This is a genomic window from Nocardia flavorosea NBRC 108225 (genome assembly GCF_001613385.1).
In the GTDB taxonomy this organism is placed as follows: Bacteria; Actinomycetota; Actinomycetes; order Mycobacteriales; family Mycobacteriaceae; genus Nocardia; species Nocardia flavorosea.
This window is the reverse complement of record NZ_BDCG01000016.1, coordinates 249,512-267,916: the sequence shown is the minus strand read 5'-3', so window position 1 is coordinate 267,916 and position 18,405 is coordinate 249,512. Positions and strand designations below refer to the sequence as shown.

Here is an 18,405-nt window from a genome sequence, read left to right as displayed (position 1 = left end):
GCCGACGATGCTGGGAATCAGCAGCACCGCGACGGTGAGAACACCGAACAGGATCAGAAGAGTCAGGACGAGCATATCCCGCCGAATACTCTGCGGCTGCTGGATCACCACTCGCATCGTTGCCTCCGATCCCCGGAAAACCGACCCCGGAATTCCATCCTGCTGGACGGGTACCCGTGACCACCGGTTCGCATGTCGTCTGTGACAGTCCTCACTGTACATGCCGGAATACCGGGAACAAACTCGACGTTCGTTATATGGATGCGCCGCCTACCCGAAGACGGTATCGAACTGCTGGTCAGGAAGCCGGTCGGGAGATCTCACAACTTTCCGGGCGTCCCCGGACCGGGCGGCATGAACCACTTCACGGCCTCGGGCCGCTGACACAGATAGATCGCTCCGCCCGCCAGCACGGCCTGCAGGATGGACACTGCCCCGGACAGCACCTGGCCGGCACTTTCCACCGCACCGATGGAGAACAGCGCGGCAACGCCCATGATCACCAGCCAGATCCCGACGAAGGTCAGCAGCGTCCGCGCCCACATCTTGCCCTTGCCGAGCTGATGGACGACCACGATCCCCAATGCGGCGATCAGCGCCCCGAAAACCACGCCGAGCACGGCACCCATCGTGACGAACAGATCGATGGTCGCCGGGGCGAACTGCTGATCCGCCGTCTGCATCCGCTCCTGGAACTCTGCAGTGAACCGCTCGCGGTTCAGCAACGTATCGGCCAGCGAAACGAAAAGCTGCACCAGCCCCAAACCGATGACGCCCCACCACAATTGCCGCGCGGTAACAATATCCGCGGGCGGATTCACGGCCGCCACAGCCACCGCGCCGCCTCGGTCGCCCAATAGGTGAGCACGATATCGGCACCCGCGCGGCGGATACCGGTGAGCGATTCCAGTATTGCGGCGCGCCGGTCGATCCAGCCGCGTTCGGCGGCCGCCGTGATCATCGAATACTCCCCGGAGATCTGATAGGCCGCGACGGGCACGGGCGAACGGTCCGCCACGTCCCGCAGGATATCCAGATAGGCCATGGCCGGTTTCACCATGACGATATCCGCGCCCTGTTCCAGATCCAGCTCCAGCTCGTGGATGGATTCGCGCCGGTTCGCGGCATCCTGCTGGTAGGTGCGCCGGTCGCCCTGCAGCGACGAGGCCACCGCCTCCCGGAACGGGCCGTAGAACGCCGAAGAGTATTTCGCCGCATACGCCAGAATCGCGGTATCGGTGCGCCCGGCCTCGTCCAGTGCCTCCCGGATGGCACCGACCTGTCCGTCCATCATCCCGCTCGTCCCGAGCAGATCGGCCCCGGCATCGGCCTGCGCGAGCGCCATCTCCACATAGCGCAGCAGGGTGGCGTCATTGTCGACCGCACCCGCAGCGTCGAGCACGCCGCAATGCCCGTGATCGGTGAATTCGTCCAGACAGGTATCGGCCATCACCACGGTCGCGTCGCCCACCTCGGCGGCCAGCGCCCGCAACCCGCGGTTGAGAATGCCCGCCGGAGCCGACGCCTGGCTACCCTCCGGATCCTTGTCCTCAGGCTTGGGTACCCCGAACAACATCAACCCGCCGACACCGGCTTCCACCGCTTCCACCGCGGCCTTGCGCAGCGAATCCAGGGAATGCTGGAAAACACCCGGCATCGAACCGATCTCCCGCGGTTCGGACAACCCGTCCGCGACGAACATCGGCAACACGAGATGCCGCGGCTCCAGACTTGTCTCGGCCACCAGCCGCCGCAGCGCGGGGGTGCGCCGCAACCGCCGCGGACGCTCGATTCCGCTCATGAGCCGAGTCTATTGGCGCGCCTCCGGCGCGCAGGCTCGGCCCCCTGGGCCCCTGCTTCCGCACTGGGCATTCGCGGTTGCGCCGCACCGCATCGAGCGCGAAAAGCCGGGACGGGCCGACGCTTTTCAGAACCTCGCTGCACTCGGGCACCGCGGTCGTGCACCTTCACTGAAGGTGGGACCGACGCGCACGTCATTGCGGAATCGGTCGGCCTCGGCCGGCAGGCTCCGTCGGCCGGCCTCGGCGGGGATGGCACCGGGCGCCGCGGCGCCTTCCGGGAAACGGAACCGCGTGCACCCAGCGCATCACCTGCTGCGACGGCTTTTCTTCCGGGGCGGGAGAGCAGTCCCTCGGCCTGGAGGCGGGCGGCATGTTCGGCGAGCGCTTTTACCACCGGCGGACCTGCCTGCGGCGACCTTGGGCTGCACGTCGACACGAAGCCCGAATCCGACTACAGTTTCCGCAATTTCGGGCCGATCCGGGCCACGATCGTACGGATGTGCGGTTTACCGGCGATACCCACCAGGTTCCGGACCGTGGAGCTCGAGGTGCACAGAACCGGACGGCATGGATCGTTGCGCGTGCAACGGACCCACGCGCACCCGGCAGATCACCTGCTGCGGCGGCTCTTCTTGCGCGGGGGCGGCAACAGTCCCTCGGCCCGGAGGCGGGCGGCATGTTCGGCGAGGGCTTCCACCAGTGGGCCCACCTGGGCGACCTCGGGTTGCACGTCGACACGCAGGCCGAATTCGACCGCTGTCTCCGCAGTTTTCGGGCCGATGCAGGCCACGATCGTACGGGCATGCGGTTTACCGGCGATACCCACCAGGTTCCGGACCGTGGAGCTCGAGGTGAACAGAACCGCGTCGAAACCGCCGGTCTTGATCATCTCGCGGGTCTCCGCGGGCGGCGGAGAGGCGCGCACGGTGCGGTAGGCCGTCACATCGTCGATCTCCCAGCCGCGTTCACGCAGACCCTCCGCAAGGGTTTCGGTCGCGATATCGGCACGCGGCAGCAGTACGCGATTCACCGGATCGAACACATCGTCGTAGGGCGGGAAATCGGCGAGCAGGCCGAGCGAGGACTGCTCACCACTGGGCAGCATTTCCGGGTTGATGCCGAAGGAACGCACCTTGTCGGCGGTGGCCTCACCCACGCAGGCGATCTTCACACCGGAGAACGCGCGGGCGTCCAGACCGAACTCGGCGAACTTCTCCCAGACCGCGCGCACCGCATTGGTGGAGGTGAACACCACCCACTGGTACCGGCCGTCCACCAAGCCCTTGACCGCGCGTTCCATCTGCGCGGGGCTGCGCGGCGGTTCCACCGCGATGGTGGGCACTTCCTTCGGGATGGCGCCGTGGGTGACCAGCCGTTCGCTCATCTCCCCGGCCTGATCTTTGGTGCGCGGCACCAGGACCGTCCAGCCGTAGAGCGCCCGCGATTCCCACCACGACATCTTCGACCGCTGCGCCACCGCCTTGCCGATGGTGACGACCAGCGGACCGACCAGTTCGGAGGCGGTGCTGTTCAGCGTGGCCAGGGTCGCCTCGATAGTGCGCTGCTGGCGGGTGGTGCCGCGTACCGTCACCGCGACCGGGGTCTGCGGTGCCATACCGTGCTCCACCAACGCGCTCGCGGTCTCGGCCAGATGGCCGGAGGTCGCGTGCAGCACCAGCGGGCCGGGGGCAGCGGCCAGGGCAGGCCAGTCCACCTCACCGCGCACATCGGCCTCGGTATGCCCGGAGCCGAGCGCGATACCCGCATAACTGGGCACCGCCGAACCGGACGGCAGACCGGGTAGGACCTCGAAAACGATATGCGATCTGGTGACCGCAGTGACCTCGGCGATCACCGCGTCGGTGGTCAGCGGATCACCGGAGACCACGCGCACCACATCGTGGCCGGCCTTCGCCTCGGCGATCAAGGTCTTGGCGACCTCGGCGGGGTCGCCGAGGGCGGGCCGCACGTCCACGGCGGGCTGCCCCTCGGCGTCGGCTTCCACCTCGGTGCCGATCAGGGCGAGTACTCCGGCGTCCACATCGGGATCGGTGAACGCAAGGGTGGCCCGGCACAGCACTTCGCGGGATCGGGTGGTCAGCAATGCCGGGTCCCCCGGGCCCGACCCTACGAACAGGATCCGCCCCGGATGCTTCTTGCTGGCTCGACTCATCGGTTGTTCTCCATTGGACTGGGTTCGGTGAAGTCCGTGGCGGTGCTCGTTCCCGCTGCGGCGGTGCCGCCTGGTGGCACTGCGGCGATGCCGCCTGGTGGCACTGCGGCGATGCCGCCTGGTGGCGCTGCGGCGATGCCGCCCGATTCCGGGGCGGCAGCGCTCGAATCCGCTGCGGCGGTGCTCGTTCCCACCGGGGTGGTGTTGTTCCCGGTCGACGCGGCGGGTGGTTCCGCGATGCCGGGTTCGGCGGCGAGTAGCTCGCGTGCGCCCAGCTCCAGCAGTTCGCGGGCCAGTGCGCGGCCGAGTTCCGCGGCCTGCGCCGGTGCTCCCACCGTCGAGGCCCTTATCACATCGGAACCGTCGACCGCGGCGGCGCAGCCGCGCAGTGACAGTTCCTCGACGATGCGTCCGTCGTCATCCAACGATTCGACGAGTTCGGCAATCGCTCCGACGGGCGCCGTACAGCCCGCCTCGAGTTCGGCGAGCAGGGCGCGTTCGGCGACGACGGCGGTCCTGCTGCCGTGATCGTCGAGCGCGGCCAGCAGCTCGATCAGTTCGGTATCCGCGGCCCGGCATTCGACGGCCAGCGCACCCTGCGCGGGCGCGGGCAGCATCTGCACGGGTTCCAGCGCTTCGGTGGCGGCGTCGAGCCTGCCGATCCGGGCGAGTCCGGCACGGGCCACAACGATCGCGTCCAGCTCACCTGCGGCGACCTTGCCCAGCCGGGTGTCCAGGTTGCCGCGCAACGGCTGGATGTCCAAACCCAGGCCGAGGGCGCGCAGTTGCGCGATCCGGCGCGGCGCAGAGGTTCCGACCACCGCGCCCGGCGGAAGTTCACCGAGCACCATGCCGTCCCGGGCGACCAACGCGTCGCGCGGGTCCTGACGGGGCGGCACCGCGGCGAGTACGAAACGTTCATCGGCGGCGGTGGGCAGATCCTTGTACGAGTGGACCGCGATATCGATATTTCCGGCGGCCAGTTCAGCGCGCAAGGCGCTGGTGAAAACCCCGACGCCGATCTCTTCGACCGGGCCGGTGGACAGATCACCCGGCGTTTCGATCAGCACGAGTTCGGCCGGCTGCCCGGCCGCGACGAGTGCATCGCGCACATCACCGGCCTGGGTGCGGGCGAGCAGGCTGGCGCGGGTACCGATCCGCCACGCCGGCCGGCCACCGGCGCCGGGGCCCGCAGCCGGGGCGCCTTCGCCGTGCAGGACTGTCATGTCGACCGCTCCTGTTCGTCGTCGTGGCTGCCCGGGGTGAAATCGTCGGCCAGGGCGACGTCGCCGTCCAGGCTCATCCAGCCGGCGCCGTTGTGTTCGGCACGGCTGATCTCCATAGGCGCCGCCACTGCCTGGGCCGCACCCGGTTTCAGTTCGAACAACTCGCGCAACGCCTCGGCATAGCTGTCGCCACCCGGTGTCGTGGCCAGCTGCTTGACCCGCACCGTCGGCGCGTGCAGCAATTTGTCCACCACCCGGCGCACCGTGCGGGCCACCTCGTCGCGGGCCGGATCGGCGAGCCCGGGCAGGCGGGAATCCAGCCGCAGCAGTTCGGCCTCCACCACCTCCGCGGCCCGCTGCCGCAGCGCGGCGACGGTCGGGGTGACCTCGGCCATCCGCTGTCCGGCCAGGTATTTGGCGAGTTCGTCGGCGACGATGGCCCGGGCCGCGGCCGTATCGTCGGCCGCGGCGCCCGCGGCCGGGTCGCGCTGGAGGGTTTCGATATCGATCACCGTGACACCGGGCAACCCGGCCACGGCGTGATCGACATCGCGGGGTAGTCCGAGATCGCAGAAGACCAGCGGCCGGCCGGTACGGCGTTCGGAGTGCGAGAGCGCATTGTGCGCGTCGGCCAGGGTCACCACCGAACCCACCGCACCCGTGCAGGTGATCACCACATCGGCGGCCACCAGCGCCTCGGCCAGCCGGGACAGTTCGTAGGCGCGGGCCGTCACACCGTGCGATTCGGCGGTCGCAGCGAGGCGTTCGGCTCGCTCGATGGTGCGGTTGACCACCAGGATCTCGTCGATTCCGGCGCGAGACAGATGCGCCACCGACAGCCCGCCCATCGCGCCGGCGCCGATCACCGCCGCCGTCCGGCCGGCCAGCGGTCCGAGCACGGTGGAGGCGCGGTCCAGCGCCACCGAGACCACCGAGGCACCGGCGCGGTCGATCCCGGTTTCCGAATGCACCCGTTTACCGACCCGCAGCGCCTGCTGCGACAGTTCGTGCAGAGTGCGTCCGATGGCCTGCTGGGCGTCCGCGGTGGTGTAGGCGCTGCGGATCTGGCTGAGCACCTGCTGCTCGCCGACCACCATGGAATCCAGTCCGCTGGCCACGGCGAACAGGTGTTCGGCGGCGGCCTCGCTGTAGCGGACATAGGCGTGGCGGGTGAGTTCGGGCATCGGCAGCCCGGAATGCGCCGTCAGCAGTTCACCGACGTCGGCGAGACCACCGTGGAATGCGTCGACGACAGCGTAGATCTCCACCCGGTTACAGGTCGACACGATCATCGCTTCGGAGATATGGCTCGAGGCCAGCATGCGGTCGATCAGTTTGGGCCGGTCGGCATCGGTGATGGCCACCTTCTCCAGCATCGCAACAGGTGCGCTGCGATGGGAGATCCCGACGAGAAGAACACTCATGGTGTGACCACCGATCCCTTGCTGGTTGGCTCCGTTGCCGTATGCGAGGTCGTCTGGGCGGCCTGCGCCGCGCAATGGGACAGTCCGTGCCTATTGGGCACGAGCGTGGGCCCTGGGTCACGCTCCGTTACCGACTCCGGGCCTGACACGCTCATGCCGGTGGGCCCCGGCATCGGGTGCGCGGGCACCCGGCGGGCGATCCGACCCGAACCGGTCAGCGGACGAGCGGCCGGTACGGCACTGTTCGGTACAACGCCGGCGGCACCGGATTCATTCGCCTGCCCGGTGGCGGTCTCCGCCACATTCGCGGTGGTCGAGCCCTCGACGGGCTCGTCGGGGTCGGCATTGCGAACCCGTTCGAACGAGAGCATCTGCATCTCCACGGCGAGATCCACCCGCCGCAATTCGACCCCTGCCGGTGCGGTCAGCTGGCACAACGCGAAGCTCAGGATCGACTGCATTCCGGCCGCCACGAGCTCGTCGCATACCTGCTGGGCACTGTCGTCGGGCACCGCGATCACCGCGATGGTCGGGCGCAGCAGTGCGATCTCGCCGGCCAGGTCGGCGGCGTCACGTACCCGCAGCCCCTCGACTTCCAGGCCGATCACCTCGGCATCGTTGTCGAAAATGCCGACGACGGAAAACCCGCGTCGCCGGAAACCTCGGTAACCGACCAGTGCACGGCCCAGATTGCCGGCACCGACCAGCACCACCCGATGACCGTCGGACAGGCCCAGAACATCTTCGATCCGGGCCCGCAACCTGGCCACGTCGTAGCCCACACCGCGCACCCCGTTGGGACCCAGGAACGACAGATCCTTACGGAGTTTCGCCGAATTGACACCCGCCGCGACAGCCAGCTCCTCACTGGATACGATGGCGACACCGTCATCGGTCAACAGGGCGAGCACCCGGAGATAGGTGGCCAGCCGGGCCACCGTAGCCTGGGGGATGTCCTTCTGCGGTGTTCGAGTGGTGACGTTGGGAGCATCGCCGGAGACGCCGCGCGTCTCATGGTGCTCACTCACGTCCTCGGCTCCTCGTCCGGACCGTTGAGACGGCCCGGGATGCTCGGCGACCTCGGCCATGATGGATGTGCCTGGGGTCGGATATCGGGTTGATTCACCTGCTACCGGCGGCCGGATACTCGCCCCGGCCTGCGGTTCGCGTGCCACCACCGTAACTGCTTGTGAACCCATGCACAAAGTCGGTGAAATTCGCCTCATTTTGTGTCGCGGCCGAGCCTTGTACGATCTGCGCCCACAATTCGCGGAAGGTCAACGACCGAGGTCGCTGCGTAAACGTGTCTCGTCCACATCGAAATAGCTGTGTTCCCGGCCGTCGAGCAGCACGACGGGGAGCCGGTCACCGTATTCCGCGCGCAGCGCCGGATCGGTACCGGCGGCGGCATCCACATCGACTACACCGGGGGTGAGACCGAATTCCGCGCATATCGTCCGCAACTGCTCCAGCGCCCGGTCGCACAGCGCGCAGCCGGCGCGGGTCAACAGGGTCACCTCATGAGTCCTCGGGTTGGTCATAACCGCCATTCAACCCGCCCGGCGGTACCGTTCGCGCCACTGCGGTGGGTCCATGAGAGCGCGTCCGGTTAGTGTGGACGTGATTCGCGCGAACAGGCGGAGGTACTGGTGCCGGAACGATCGAAGGTGGGGAAAACCGGGTTCATCGCGGGCCGGTTCGGGGAACTTCCGGTGCGCTGGAATCTGGGACCGCTCGGACAAGGCCTCTCCGAGCAGCTCGCGCGTATCTCGCGCAGTCCGTTCGGACCCAGCGAGGAAGAGGTCCGCGCCAACGTCGCCGGTGAGGCCAGTGCCGACGCCGCGCTGGCGCTCCAGGACGCCGAACGGGCCGGCGCCGGCGATACCGATATCCCCGAGGTCCCGCGTGACCTCACCGCCGCCGCATTCTTCGACGTCGACAACACGATGGTGCAGGGCGCCTCGATCGTGCATTTCGCCCGCGGCCTGGCGGCTCGCAAATATTTCCGCAGCGCCGATCTGGCAGATATCGCGTGGAAGCAGGTGAAGTTCCGGATCACCGGCAAAGAGAACAGCACCGATATGGCCACCGGTAAAGAGAAAGCGCTGGAATTCATCGCCGGCCGCTCCACCGCCGAACTCGCGGCACTGGGCGAAGAAATCTACGACGAGATCATCGCCGACAAGATCTGGCCCGGTACCCGCGCCCTGGCACAGATGCATCTGGACGCGGGCCAGCAGGTCTGGCTGGTCACCGCGACCCCGGTCGAACTCGCCCAGGTGATCGCCAAACGACTCGGCTTGACCGGCGCCCTCGGCACAGTCGCCGAAAGTGTCGACGGGAAATTCACCGGCCGCCTGGTCGGCGATATCCTGCACGGTCTCGGTAAGGCACATGCGGTGCGCGCACTGGCCATCCGCGAAGGCCTCAACCTCAAACGGTGTACGGCCTATTCGGACAGCCACAACGATGTGCCGATGCTCTCGCTCACCGGCACGGCGGTCGCCATCAACCCCGATTCCGACCTGCGTGAGGTCGCGAAGGCCCGCGGCTGGGAGATCCGTGATTTCCGCACGGGGCGTAAAGCCGCGAAAATCGGCGTCCCCACAGCTCTCGCCCTCGGCGCCGCGGGAGGTGCCGTTGCCGCAGCCGTAACCCGCCGGCGCCGGTAGTAGCCCGCGGCGCGCGACCGGGGCGGACGTGATCGTGTCTCGACCCTCCTCGACCGAAGGCGTCGAGCAGTGGGCCGACCGCATCGAACCTCCGAAAAGCGGCCGAAGCGGGCTCACTACTCACCAAACGAACCCCACTACCCAGCCGGCAAGCCGGCACCGGACCCACTACCCAACCTGACGCAACCAACGGCGGTACCGAGTTCAGCGAGGCCTGAAAGGTTTCGGCCCGTCCCTGCCTTTCCGTGCTCTGGGCGATGCGGCGCAGCCGCGAGTGTCGAGTGCGGAAAGCAGGGACCTCGGGGGCCGGAACCCACGCCGACGGAGTCGGCGCAAAATATTCAGCCTATGAAGGTGTTGCGGCGTTTGATGAGCAGCTTGTAGAGGGTTTGCTGGATGGTTTCGCGGACCTGGTCGGTGACCTCGAACATGAGCATCGGATCGTCGGCGTCTTCGGTTTCGTATTCGGTGGTGCTGATCGGGGTGCCGAATTCGATGTACCACTTGGAGGGCAGTGGGACGGCGCCCAACGGACCGAGATGCGGGAAGGTCGGGGTCACCGGGAAGTACGGCAGCCCCAGCAACCGGGCGAGCGGTTTGATATCGGCGAGTTTCGGATAGATCTCTTCCGACCCGACGATGGAGCACGGGATGATCGGCATCCCGGTGCGCACCGCGGCCGCCACGAAGCCGCCGCGGCCGAAGCGCTGGAGCTTGTAGCGGTCGGCGTACTGCTTACCGACACCTTTGAACCCTTCCGGGAAGACCCCGGTGATCTCGCCGGAGCGCAGCAGCCGTTCGGCGTCCGGCCGGCAGGCCAGGGTGTGCCCCGCTTTGCGGGCGAGCGAGCCCACCATCGGCATCTCGAAGACCAGATCGGCCGCCAGCAGGCGCAGGGCCCGCTGTTTGGGGTGGTGATCGTGCACCGCCAGCTGGAGCATGAGCCCGTCGAGCGGGACGGTACCGGCGTGGTTGGCCACGATCAGGGCGCCACCGGCCTCCGGGATGTTCTCCATACCGTTCACCTGGACCCGGAACCAGTTCTCGGCGAGCGGTCGCATGGCGGGCAGAAGCACCGATTCGAGCAGATGCTCGTCGAAGCCGAACTCGTCGACCTGGTAGTCACCGGTGAGCCGGCGACGGGCGAACTCGGCGGTGCGTCCGATCTGTTTGCCGACGGCGTCGCGCAGCAGATCTCCGAACGACCGTGGCGGCGGCGGGTTGGGCGGGGTCAGCCGGTCGGTCAGCGACGTTACCGATCGGTCGGCGGAATCGGCCCATTCCCGCGCGGGCGGCCGGGGCCGCGGCACGGTGGAAAGATCTTGTAACCGAATAACTTTGGCGACGTCGTTCATGTATGTGCTCCCGTACCGGCCTTCAGCAGGCCGAGCAGTTTGTTTTCTGCGGCGTCGATCCACATCGGATCGACTACGGGCCGCAACGCTGCGCCCCCGGTGAAGTCGTCGAACGCCTGTACCGTCGTCCAGCGCGGCTCGAACCCGAGTTCGGCGCGCATACGCGTCGTGTCCAGACCACAACCGAAAAGGAAATAATCGAGCTGTTCGGAACTGAAATCACGCATCACCGGGCCCATCAGGGTCCGGCCGACGGTGCGGAACACCGACCACGGTACCGGCATCGCGACCCGGCCCGCACGGCGTACCGCCTGAGAAAGTGCCAAGGCTCCGTCGCCGGCGATATTGAAGGTACCACCCGGCCCCGCCGCAGTGGCGTGGACCAGTGCCGCTACGGCGTCTTCCTCGTGCAGGAACTGCATGCGCGCATCCCGGCCGAGCACGGTCGGCGTGATCGGCGAACGCAGCAGTTGCGCGGCCCGCCGGCCCAGGCCGGGGCCGATGATCGGCGCGAGGCGCAAGGTGGTGGTGGTGATATCCGGCCGACGCCGGGCCAGGCCGCGGGCGAAGCCCTCGACCTCGATCATGTCCCGGGCGAACCAGCCGCCCGGTGGTGTGCGCGCGCTCATTTCCTCGGTGAATTTCGCGGGATCCTTCGCACTCCCGCCGTATACCCCGGAACTCGAGCGCAACACCACCCGGCGCACAGTCGGTGATTTCTGGCAGACCGCGAACAACTGCATCGCGCCGAGCACGTTCATATCTTTCATCGCTGCCCGGCCGCCACCACCCGACGGAGGTTGCGACAAAATCGCGGTATGTACCACGGTATCGACCCGATAACGTTCGATAACCTTACGAATCAATGGGTTCCGAATATCGGCGCGGACGAATTCGGCGCGGCCCATCCGGCGGCGTAGCGGCGGACCGGGGGTGAGTACATCGACCGCGACAACGCGTTCGATATCGGGGTCGGCGGCCAGTCGGCAGACGACATTTCCGCCGAAATAACGGCTGGCGCCGGTCACCAGCACCACCATGGGCCTGTCGTTGCCGTTCACGTCAGCATCCACCTGCACCGGACCGTCCCACCTCGAGCATCGGATCCCCCGCTCAATGTTGCACGTACCAGACTAGCGGCCGTGACCGCGAACCCCGCCGCCCTTAACGAGGATCTAACCCCGACTTCAGCCCACCGAAACGCAATGAAAAACCCGCCACCGAATGGTAGCGGGTTTTTCCGGATACGAGGCGCGCTCGCGCTTACTTGCCGAGTTTGCGCCGCTGCACGCGGGTACGACGAAGCAGTTTGCGATGCTTCTTCTTCGACATGCGCTTGCGGCGCTTCTTGATCACAGAACCCATAGGGTGTCCTCGCGTTCTCTCCTCGGCGCGTCACGCGCTCGCTTACGTCAACTATCCGGCCGTACGCCCGGTTGCTCGCGGCTGAACACTCAGCCCTGGAGGCGGCGGCCGGCCACGACCGCCCGAAGGCAGGCCGACAGCAGCCACCGATCCAACACAGCGAGGGTTGATGTTACCGGCCCACCGGACGGGGCCGGTAACCGCCTTCACCCGGCATCGAAGTAGGACGTCTCCAGATATTCGTGCACCGCCTTCGCATGCACCCGGAACGATCTACCGACACGTACCGCCGGTAGCTCGCCCGAATGCACCAGCCGGTACACCGTCATCTTCGATACTCGCATCAGATCTGCCACCTCGGCGACGGTGAGAAATTGCGTCCCACCACCGAGTATTGATTGTCCTGGCGACGAACCACCGCCGCCACCAGCGGACATCTTGTTAGAAGACATCATCGCACCACTGACCTCCGGCACGTCCGCGCCGCCGGCTTCCCCACCGGCGGAACAGACACGCACGTGCTCCTTGAAGCTTAGCGGGACCAGTGGGATTACTGCGACGGGAGTGAGAAAACAGGTTCATACGCTGGGGGTCAACCGGTCATTCGGAGGTCCCTCCCTGTTCCGATGAGCGCCGCTTTGCCGCATGCAGGGCCTCCAGGAAGGCCGACCGCAGCCCCGACCGTTCCAGTTCACGCAGGGCCGCCGCGGTCGTTCCCGACGGGGAGGTGACCGCCGCCCGCAGATCCACGGCGCTCTGTCCCGACTCCGCCAGCATGGCCGCCGAACCGAGCATGGTCTGGGTGACCAGCTGGGTGGAGATATCCCGGGTGAGCCCCAACCCGACGCCCGCCTCGACCATCGCCTCCACAACGAGGAAGAAATAGGCCGGCCCGGAACCCGAGACCGCGGTCACCGCATCCATCTGCGATTCGGGCACCACACAGACCTGCCCGACGGTGCTCAGCAGCTCGGTCACCAGTTCCAGCTGTTCGTGTTTGGCATAGCGGCCGGCGGCGAGCACACTCATTCCCTCACCGACCAGCATCGGAGTGTTCGGCATGACCCGGACCACGGGGAAGCCTGCCGGTAGTTTGTTCTCCAGCCGGACCGTCGGCACCCCTGCCGCCAGCGACACCAGGATCTGATCCTGTTCCCCGCCGAGATCTGCTTTTCCGAGTTCGGTGAGTACCGCGTCCACATCCATCGGTTTCACCGCGACAACCAGCAGGTCGGCACCGACCGCCGCATCGGCGACCGCATCGGTCACCCGCACCCCGAATCGTCCCGCCAGCAGTTCCGCCCGGTCGGCATGGGTTTCGACGACCACCAGGTCTTTGACGGCTCGCCCGGCCTCCAGCAAGCCGGCAATCAAGGCCTCACCGATCCGGCCACCGCCGATCACCGCAATACGTGTCATGAGAACAGTGTCCAATGCCGGGCCTCCGCGAGCACGAACGGGCCCCGAACCGCGAGAGTCGTCCAGCGCAACGGCCGGATGGCCCTGCAGTCGGGAAGGTGCGCGCCGGAGGTACTCCCCCGAGTCCGGCTAGCGCTTCGGGGAGGGCAGCAGCGCCAGCTGGCGGCTCTGCGCTACCAGTGCCCCGGTGGAATCGACGACTATCTGATCCGAATCGAACATCCCCCCGCTCACCTCGTGGGTGGTGGCGATGATGCGCAACCAGCCCGGCGCCGGGCGCCGCCGCAGATACGTTGTCATCTGTACGGTAGGCGACCAGCCGAAATAGCCCAGATTGGTAGGTACCGGCGGGCACATATCGGCGGCCATCATGGCGATATAGGACGCGGTCTCCGGATCGGCCTGATCCTGCGGCCGCGGCCGCAACCACATCCGCAACCGGGGCTCGCCCTGTTCGTTGTCGATGAACCGTGCCCAGTCGCGATCGAGGAACGCGTCCATACCGCGGGCGACGTGCACGATCCGGCCCATCGAGGAGCCCGGTTCGTAACCGATTGCGTCCGCGGCCGGTTCGACCGGCAGATCCGTATGGGTGGGGGTGTACAGGGGAGCCCGCTCCGGGCCGTCGAGATGGCCGAACGTGAACGCCGTACGCACCAGTGGTCGCCCCCGCTGGTACAGCGTCACATCCACCAGGCAGATCTGCCGGCCTACTTTACGGATGGACACCTCGTAGAGGACCTCCCCGGGCTCGGGCGCCCCCAGGAAATCGGTACTGCCCGACAGCGGCGCCATAGCCGCCCGATCCGGTTCCACGGTCCGCAACCAGCGGGTCGCGGCCGCCGCCGAACCCGCGACCATCGTGCCGCCGTGCACCTTCGGCCCGATCGTCCAGATCTCGTCGACGACGCCGCGATAGCGGCCGGCGCCCGGTTCGTCGGCGGCGAGTTCGGTCAGAGCACAGACCCGGCTGAACGGCGCCTCCGCTTGCACCAGGTCGATATCGGTGCCGGGCTCCGTTTCCGTCGTCATCAATACTCCTGTGTTCATTTTGCGGCGCCTGCGACGCCGCGGGGTCGAAGCCCTCTGGCGTCGCGCTGTCACCCTTCGCGGGCATCGCTGGACTCGGCGCCGCGGTGGTGCCGTTCCCGAAGGAACAGCCTACGGGTGATTTCCACGGGAGCAATGAGAGGTGCAGGCCTTCCGGTCCGGTGGCCCGCCCGTTGTATGACGTGTCTCACGGTGACCGAGCTCCGCGGGAGGCCGCCGGGTTTTCGGAGCGCGGATCAACACAGCTGTTCGCGAGCGAAGTCCAGGGTGCGGGTCAGCATGGCCGCACGGGCCGCGGTCGTACGCGCTTCCTGGGTGTTGATCTCGGCAACCACATGCCCGGTGAAACCATTGCCGACCAGTGCGGCGCACACCTCTGCACAGGGCTGCGTCCCCTCGCCGGGGATCAGGTGTTCGTCGTGGGCCGCCCCGCGGCCGTCGGCCAGGTGCAGGTGAACCAGGCCTGCGCCCATGCGTTCGACCAGGACCAGCGGGTCGGTGCCCGCGGTCGCGGTATGCGACAGATCCAGGGTGTAGTGCTGGAAACCGATCTCGGTGGGGTCGTAACCGGGGCTGAACGCAGTCAGCGCCAAACCGGGGCCGCCGCGGCGTTCGAGGCGCCGGATATCGCCGGACCGGCGGCCGAACAATTTATCGGCCCGCATCGGAAACATATTCTCCACGGCGACGGCCACCGAGCTCTGCCGCTCCAGGTCGGCCACCTGTTCGGCGAAACCCTCGGCATAGCGACGCTGCCACCGGAACGGTGGATGCACGACCACGGTATCGGCGCCGAGAACTTCGGCGGTACGCACGCTGCGAGCGAGTTTGGCCGCCGGGTCGGCGCCCCACACCCGCTGCGAGATGAGCAGGCACGGCGCGTGCACCGCGAGGACGGGCACCGCGTATTTACGCGAGTACCCGCGCACGATGTCGATGCTCTGGCTGGCCGGTTCGGCCCACACCATCAGTTCGATGCCGTCGTAACCCAATTCGGCCGCATAACGAAAGGCGGCCTCGGTGTTCTGCGGATAGACCGAGGCAGTCGACAGACCGACCTTGATCCCCCCGTCCCGCGGCCGGGCCGCGGGAGTGTTGCCTGCCATCGTTGCCCTCGCTCAGCCGGTACTGAGTAGAAATGCCAACGGCCCCAATGTCACGAACACACCGACGACCACGGCGATCACGGTACTGAAGATATCGTCGGTGCGGCGCAGGATCCGGACCAGGGCCACGAGACCGAGGATCACCACGACGGCCAGTGCGAGCGCCATCAGCGGCTGCATCTCCCACAGCATTTCGAAACCCTTGAACATCAGCATCCCGGCCAGAGCCGCGCCGAGGCTCTGCGCCCCCAGTACGGCCCATTGCTTCCGGGGATCCGCCGCGTCTGCGCTGTCGCGTTCCCGGCCGCCGGTGGCCAACCGCGAGCGAGCGGCGGCGAGTTTGCCGCTCGCCCCACCGAATTTCGTGCTCACCGCGCCCGGCTTGCCGGAACGGGAGAACCGGTTGCGCCCCTTGGGCTCGTCGTCGATCTCGTCCTCGGGGACGGCGTAGAAATCGGAATCCGGCTCGAAATCGCCGGTGTCGGTACCGTGCTCACGCGGCATGGGCCCCGGTGCCGGCGGCATGGGTCCGTGCACATCCGTGGCATACATATCGGTATTGCGGAAACCGTCGCCGGCCGCGAGATCCGGATGCGGCGGGCCGGACTCGGCGAACCCCGGTGCCGGAGGGGTGTCGGGGTGACCGTTGCGTTTCCCACGGCGCCGGCCCCGGTCCGTCTTCTCGAGCGGCGGGGCGCCGAGAACCGGTGGACCCGCCGGCGCCCCTTGGTTCGGTTCGGCCAGCGACCACACCGCGGTCGCCTGATCCGCGTTCGCCGGCTCGCCGGGTGGCCCAGGCGGAGGTTCGGGCCAGGGGGCGGGATCGGGCAGCGGGCGCGCACCGCGGCGGCGGCGTTCGAGCTTGGGTCGCGCATCGCCGGCGGGTGCGGGTGCCGGCCATGCCTCAGTGGCGGGTGCGGGCGCGGGCCATGCCTCGGTGGCGGGTGCGGGCGCGGGCCATGCCTCGGTGGCGAGTGCCGGCGGGCCAAGCCGCGGGGGGCCGCCGTTCTCCGGCGCCGGCGAGGGCGGTCCCATATCGGGATGGCCGAACTCCGGCGGCGCGGCCGGTGCGGGCGCGGGGAAGGCACCGAAACCACCGGCGGCCGGCGGAAGGTCGTATCCCGCCGGGGTCTCCGCCGCAGGAACCGGCGAATCCTCCACCACCGACGCGGCCTCGGCGGCTTCCGCGGCCCGTCTGCGCGCCGCCCGGCCGCCGCTGGGCAGCGGTGGGCCGGTCTCCCAGGGGGGATTCGGATCGGCGCCCGGGTACGCGGCGGCCGACGGTTCGTCGTCGTCCGGTTCGGGCCGCCTGCGTCGGCCGCCACGCGGCGGTGCGGCATCGCCGGCCGGGTACGGGCTCGGCTCTCCCAGGCGGGCCGGCGGGGCATCGTCCGGGTGCGGGGCCAGCGGGTTGTACACCGTGATCGGCCCGGACATCGGCGACTGGCTCGGCTCCCCGCCCGAAACCTGTTCACCCGCATAGTCGTGCGGCGCGTATCCGTTGCCGGCGGGCGAGTAGCCCGTGGGCGAACCGGCCGGATCCTCGTCCTCGTCGGCGGCCGCGTGCGTGGTGCCGCCGTCGACGACCGGAAGATCGCCGGTCAGCTCGGAGACCGAAACACCGCGGCCCCCGCGCCGTCTGCGTCCGCCGCCGCCGGAGGTCGGCTGCTGGCCGTTGCGGGCCAGGAGTTCGGCGACCGACAACTGATTGGAGTTCCTGCTCATGAAGGCACCGTTTCGACCGGGCCCGCCGACGTACCGCCACCGGGCGCCCAACCGTTACCGGCCGCCGCGTTCGGAGCGTTCGTTGTCAGTGGTCCACCATCCATATCGGTATCCAGTTTGCGCAGGATCAGCCCTTCGCGCAGCGCCCATGGACAAATTTCCAGCGTATCGAGGGAAAGTGCGCACATGGCGGCCTCGGCGACGAGGGCCCCGGCCACCAATTGCTGCGAACGATCGGCGCTGACCCCTTCCAATTCCGCGCGATCGGCCGCGGTCATCCGGGAGATGAACGCGATCAGTTGCCGCAGTCCCGAACTGGTCAGCGTCCGCCGTACCCGCGGCCCCGCGCCGGAAGGGGCAGCACCGGTGAGCCGGGCCAGCGACCTGAAGGTTTTGGAGCTGCCCACCGCCAGATCGGGTTTACCTGGCACCAGCAGCTGTTTGGCGGGATCGACCAGTTCGGCGGCGAGCCAGTCCCGCAGGATGGCGATCCGGCGTTTACTCGGTGGGTCCTCGGGCAGCCATTTGCGGGTCAGCCTCCCGGCCCCCAGTTGCAACGACAGCGCCACATCCGGTTCCTCGTCGACACCGCTGCTCACCTCGAGCGAACCGCCGCCGATATCGAGATTGAGAATCCGGCCGGCGCTCCAGCCGTACCAACGGCGAACGGCCAGGAATGTCAACCGCGCCTCGTCCACTCCGGCCAGCACCCGCAGATCCACGCCGGTCTCCGTACGGATCCGCGCGAGTACCTCGTCGGAATTGGTCGCCTCGCGTACCGCCGAGGTGGCGAACGCCATCAGTTCCGCGCAGCCGGAGGTGATCGCCAGATTGGCGAGATCGGCCACCGTATCGACGAGTCTCTGCGCCCCCTCGGCCGTGATCCGCCCGGCGTCGTCCATGCTCTCCGAGAGCCGCAGCGACTCCTTCGTCGAGCTCATCGGCATGGGATGACCACCCCTGTGCGCGTCCACCACCAGTAGGTGAACGGTGTTGCTGCCGACATCGAGGACACCTAGACGCACACGGACACGGTACTTGGTCTACCTGAACAGCAATCGACCTGGTCGTGGTGTTAGCGTTAGGGG

The 18,405-nt window shown here is 67.9% G+C and carries 16 protein-coding genes and 2 pseudogenes; 1 reads left to right on the top strand and 17 read right to left on the bottom strand.

The features are described 5' to 3' along the window. Positions 1–320: 320 nt before the first annotated feature. The 8 genes and pseudogenes from NFL01S_RS21540 to NFL01S_RS21510 form a co-directional block, all read right to left on the bottom strand. Positions 321–836, bottom strand: coding sequence for a hypothetical protein (locus NFL01S_RS21540; RefSeq protein ID WP_157116775.1), 516 nt, complete (start codon positions 834–836; stop codon positions 321–323). Then, positions 818–1,801 carry a porphobilinogen synthase gene (hemB, locus tag NFL01S_RS21535; RefSeq protein ID WP_062977986.1) on the bottom strand — a complete coding sequence of 328 codons (984 nt, stop codon included), beginning with the start codon at positions 1,799–1,801 and terminating at the stop codon, positions 818–820. The genes NFL01S_RS21540 and hemB overlap by 19 nt, the downstream gene beginning before the upstream one ends. Before the next feature lie 306 nt (positions 1,802–2,107). Then, a pseudogene (locus NFL01S_RS36565) lies at positions 2,108–2,361 on the bottom strand (bifunctional uroporphyrinogen-III C-methyltransferase/uroporphyrinogen-III synthase); the annotation flags it as partial. Between the two features lie 51 nt (positions 2,362–2,412). Next, a complete protein-coding gene (locus NFL01S_RS21530) occupies positions 2,413–3,975 on the bottom strand; it encodes a bifunctional uroporphyrinogen-III C-methyltransferase/uroporphyrinogen-III synthase (protein ID WP_062977984.1) in 1,563 nt (520 codons plus the stop codon). A gap of 248 nt (positions 3,976–4,223) precedes the next feature. After that, a pseudogene (gene hemC, locus NFL01S_RS21525) lies at positions 4,224–5,201 on the bottom strand (hydroxymethylbilane synthase); the annotation flags it as partial. Then, the gene (locus NFL01S_RS21520; RefSeq protein WP_062977982.1) at positions 5,198–6,625 is read right to left on the bottom strand and encodes a glutamyl-tRNA reductase; all 1,428 of its coding nucleotides are present in this window, start codon (positions 6,623–6,625) and stop codon (positions 5,198–5,200) included. The pseudogene hemC and the gene NFL01S_RS21520, both read right to left, overlap by 4 nt. Next, the gene (locus tag NFL01S_RS34650; protein WP_062978206.1) at positions 6,622–7,653 is read right to left on the bottom strand and encodes a redox-sensing transcriptional repressor Rex; all 1,032 of its coding nucleotides are present in this window, start codon (positions 7,651–7,653) and stop codon (positions 6,622–6,624) included. Before NFL01S_RS34650 ends, NFL01S_RS21520 begins: the two co-directional genes overlap by 4 nt. 249 nt (positions 7,654–7,902) lie before the next feature. Further along, on the bottom strand, positions 7,903–8,166 hold the full coding sequence (locus tag NFL01S_RS21510; protein ID WP_157116773.1) for a glutaredoxin family protein: 264 nt from the start codon (positions 8,164–8,166) through the stop codon (positions 7,903–7,905). A gap of 183 nt (positions 8,167–8,349) precedes the next feature. Between NFL01S_RS21510 and NFL01S_RS21505 the strand changes: the two genes are divergently transcribed. Further along, positions 8,350–9,297, top strand: a complete 948-nt coding sequence (locus NFL01S_RS21505; RefSeq protein WP_245670825.1) for an HAD family hydrolase — start codon at positions 8,350–8,352, stop codon at positions 9,295–9,297. A 341-nt stretch (positions 9,298–9,638) separates the two neighbouring features. Here the strand turns inward: NFL01S_RS21505 and NFL01S_RS21500 are convergent, their stop codons facing one another. The 9 genes from NFL01S_RS21500 to NFL01S_RS21465 form a co-directional block, all read right to left on the bottom strand. Continuing rightward, on the bottom strand, positions 9,639–10,652 hold the full coding sequence (locus NFL01S_RS21500; protein ID WP_062977978.1) for a lysophospholipid acyltransferase family protein: 1,014 nt from the start codon (positions 10,650–10,652) through the stop codon (positions 9,639–9,641). After that, a complete protein-coding gene (locus NFL01S_RS21495) occupies positions 10,649–11,692 on the bottom strand; it encodes an NAD-dependent epimerase/dehydratase family protein (protein WP_062978204.1) in 1,044 nt (347 codons plus the stop codon). Before NFL01S_RS21495 ends, NFL01S_RS21500 begins: the two co-directional genes overlap by 4 nt. 223 nt (positions 11,693–11,915) lie before the next feature. After that, positions 11,916–12,017: a 30S ribosomal protein bS22 gene (locus NFL01S_RS34645; protein ID WP_003402602.1), complete on the bottom strand. Its 102-nt coding sequence runs from the start codon at positions 12,015–12,017 to the stop codon at positions 11,916–11,918. Positions 12,018–12,223: 206 nt separating this feature from the next. Further along, complete coding sequence (locus NFL01S_RS21490; RefSeq protein WP_086007797.1) at positions 12,224–12,454, bottom strand: helix-turn-helix domain-containing protein; 231 nt, start codon at positions 12,452–12,454, stop codon at positions 12,224–12,226. Positions 12,455–12,617: 163 nt separating this feature from the next. Beyond that, complete coding sequence (gene proC, locus NFL01S_RS21485) at positions 12,618–13,436, bottom strand: pyrroline-5-carboxylate reductase (protein WP_062977976.1); 819 nt, start codon at positions 13,434–13,436, stop codon at positions 12,618–12,620. Positions 13,437–13,565: 129 nt separating this feature from the next. Further along, positions 13,566–14,468, bottom strand: coding sequence for a thioesterase family protein (locus NFL01S_RS21480; protein ID WP_062978203.1), 903 nt, complete (start codon positions 14,466–14,468; stop codon positions 13,566–13,568). Positions 14,469–14,722: 254 nt separating this feature from the next. After that, a complete protein-coding gene (locus tag NFL01S_RS21475) occupies positions 14,723–15,592 on the bottom strand; it encodes a sugar phosphate isomerase/epimerase family protein (RefSeq protein ID WP_062977974.1) in 870 nt (289 codons plus the stop codon). 12 nt (positions 15,593–15,604) lie between these two features. Next, entirely contained in the window at positions 15,605–17,317 is a 1,713-nt protein-coding gene (locus NFL01S_RS21470; RefSeq protein WP_062977972.1) for an Rv0497 family membrane protein, read from the bottom strand. Next, positions 17,314–18,342, bottom strand: a complete 1,029-nt coding sequence (locus NFL01S_RS21465) for a Ppx/GppA family phosphatase (protein ID WP_062977970.1) — start codon at positions 18,340–18,342, stop codon at positions 17,314–17,316. The genes NFL01S_RS21470 and NFL01S_RS21465 overlap by 4 nt, the downstream gene beginning before the upstream one ends. Between the last annotated feature and the right edge of the window lie 63 nt (positions 18,343–18,405).

Coding starts and splice junctions, on each gene's coding strand:
- hemB (WP_062977986.1), bottom strand. CDS start 1,801: ATGAGCGGAATCGAGCGTCCGCGGCGGTTGCGGCGCACCCCCGCGCTG.
- NFL01S_RS21530 (WP_062977984.1), bottom strand. CDS start 3,975: ATGAGTCGAGCCAGCAAGAAGCATCCGGGGCGGATCCTGTTCGTAGGG.
- NFL01S_RS21520 (WP_062977982.1), bottom strand. CDS start 6,625: ATGAGTGTTCTTCTCGTCGGGATCTCCCATCGCAGCGCACCTGTTGCG.
- NFL01S_RS21510 (WP_157116773.1), bottom strand. CDS start 8,166: ATGACCAACCCGAGGACTCATGAGGTGACCCTGTTGACCCGCGCCGGC.
- NFL01S_RS21500 (WP_062977978.1), bottom strand. CDS start 10,652: ATGAACGACGTCGCCAAAGTTATTCGGTTACAAGATCTTTCCACCGTG.
- NFL01S_RS21495 (WP_062978204.1), bottom strand. CDS start 11,692: ATGGTGGTGCTGGTGACCGGCGCCAGCCGTTATTTCGGCGGAAATGTC.
- NFL01S_RS34645 (WP_003402602.1), bottom strand. CDS start 12,017: ATGGGTTCTGTGATCAAGAAGCGCCGCAAGCGCATGTCGAAGAAGAAG.
- NFL01S_RS21490 (WP_086007797.1), bottom strand. CDS start 12,454: ATGTCCGCTGGTGGCGGCGGTGGTTCGTCGCCAGGACAATCAATACTC.
- proC (WP_062977976.1), bottom strand. CDS start 13,436: ATGACACGTATTGCGGTGATCGGCGGTGGCCGGATCGGTGAGGCCTTG.
- NFL01S_RS21480 (WP_062978203.1), bottom strand. CDS start 14,468: ATGACGACGGAAACGGAGCCCGGCACCGATATCGACCTGGTGCAAGCG.
- NFL01S_RS21475 (WP_062977974.1), bottom strand. CDS start 15,592: ATGGCAGGCAACACTCCCGCGGCCCGGCCGCGGGACGGGGGGATCAAG.
- NFL01S_RS21470 (WP_062977972.1), bottom strand. CDS start 17,317: ATGAGCAGGAACTCCAATCAGTTGTCGGTCGCCGAACTCCTGGCCCGC.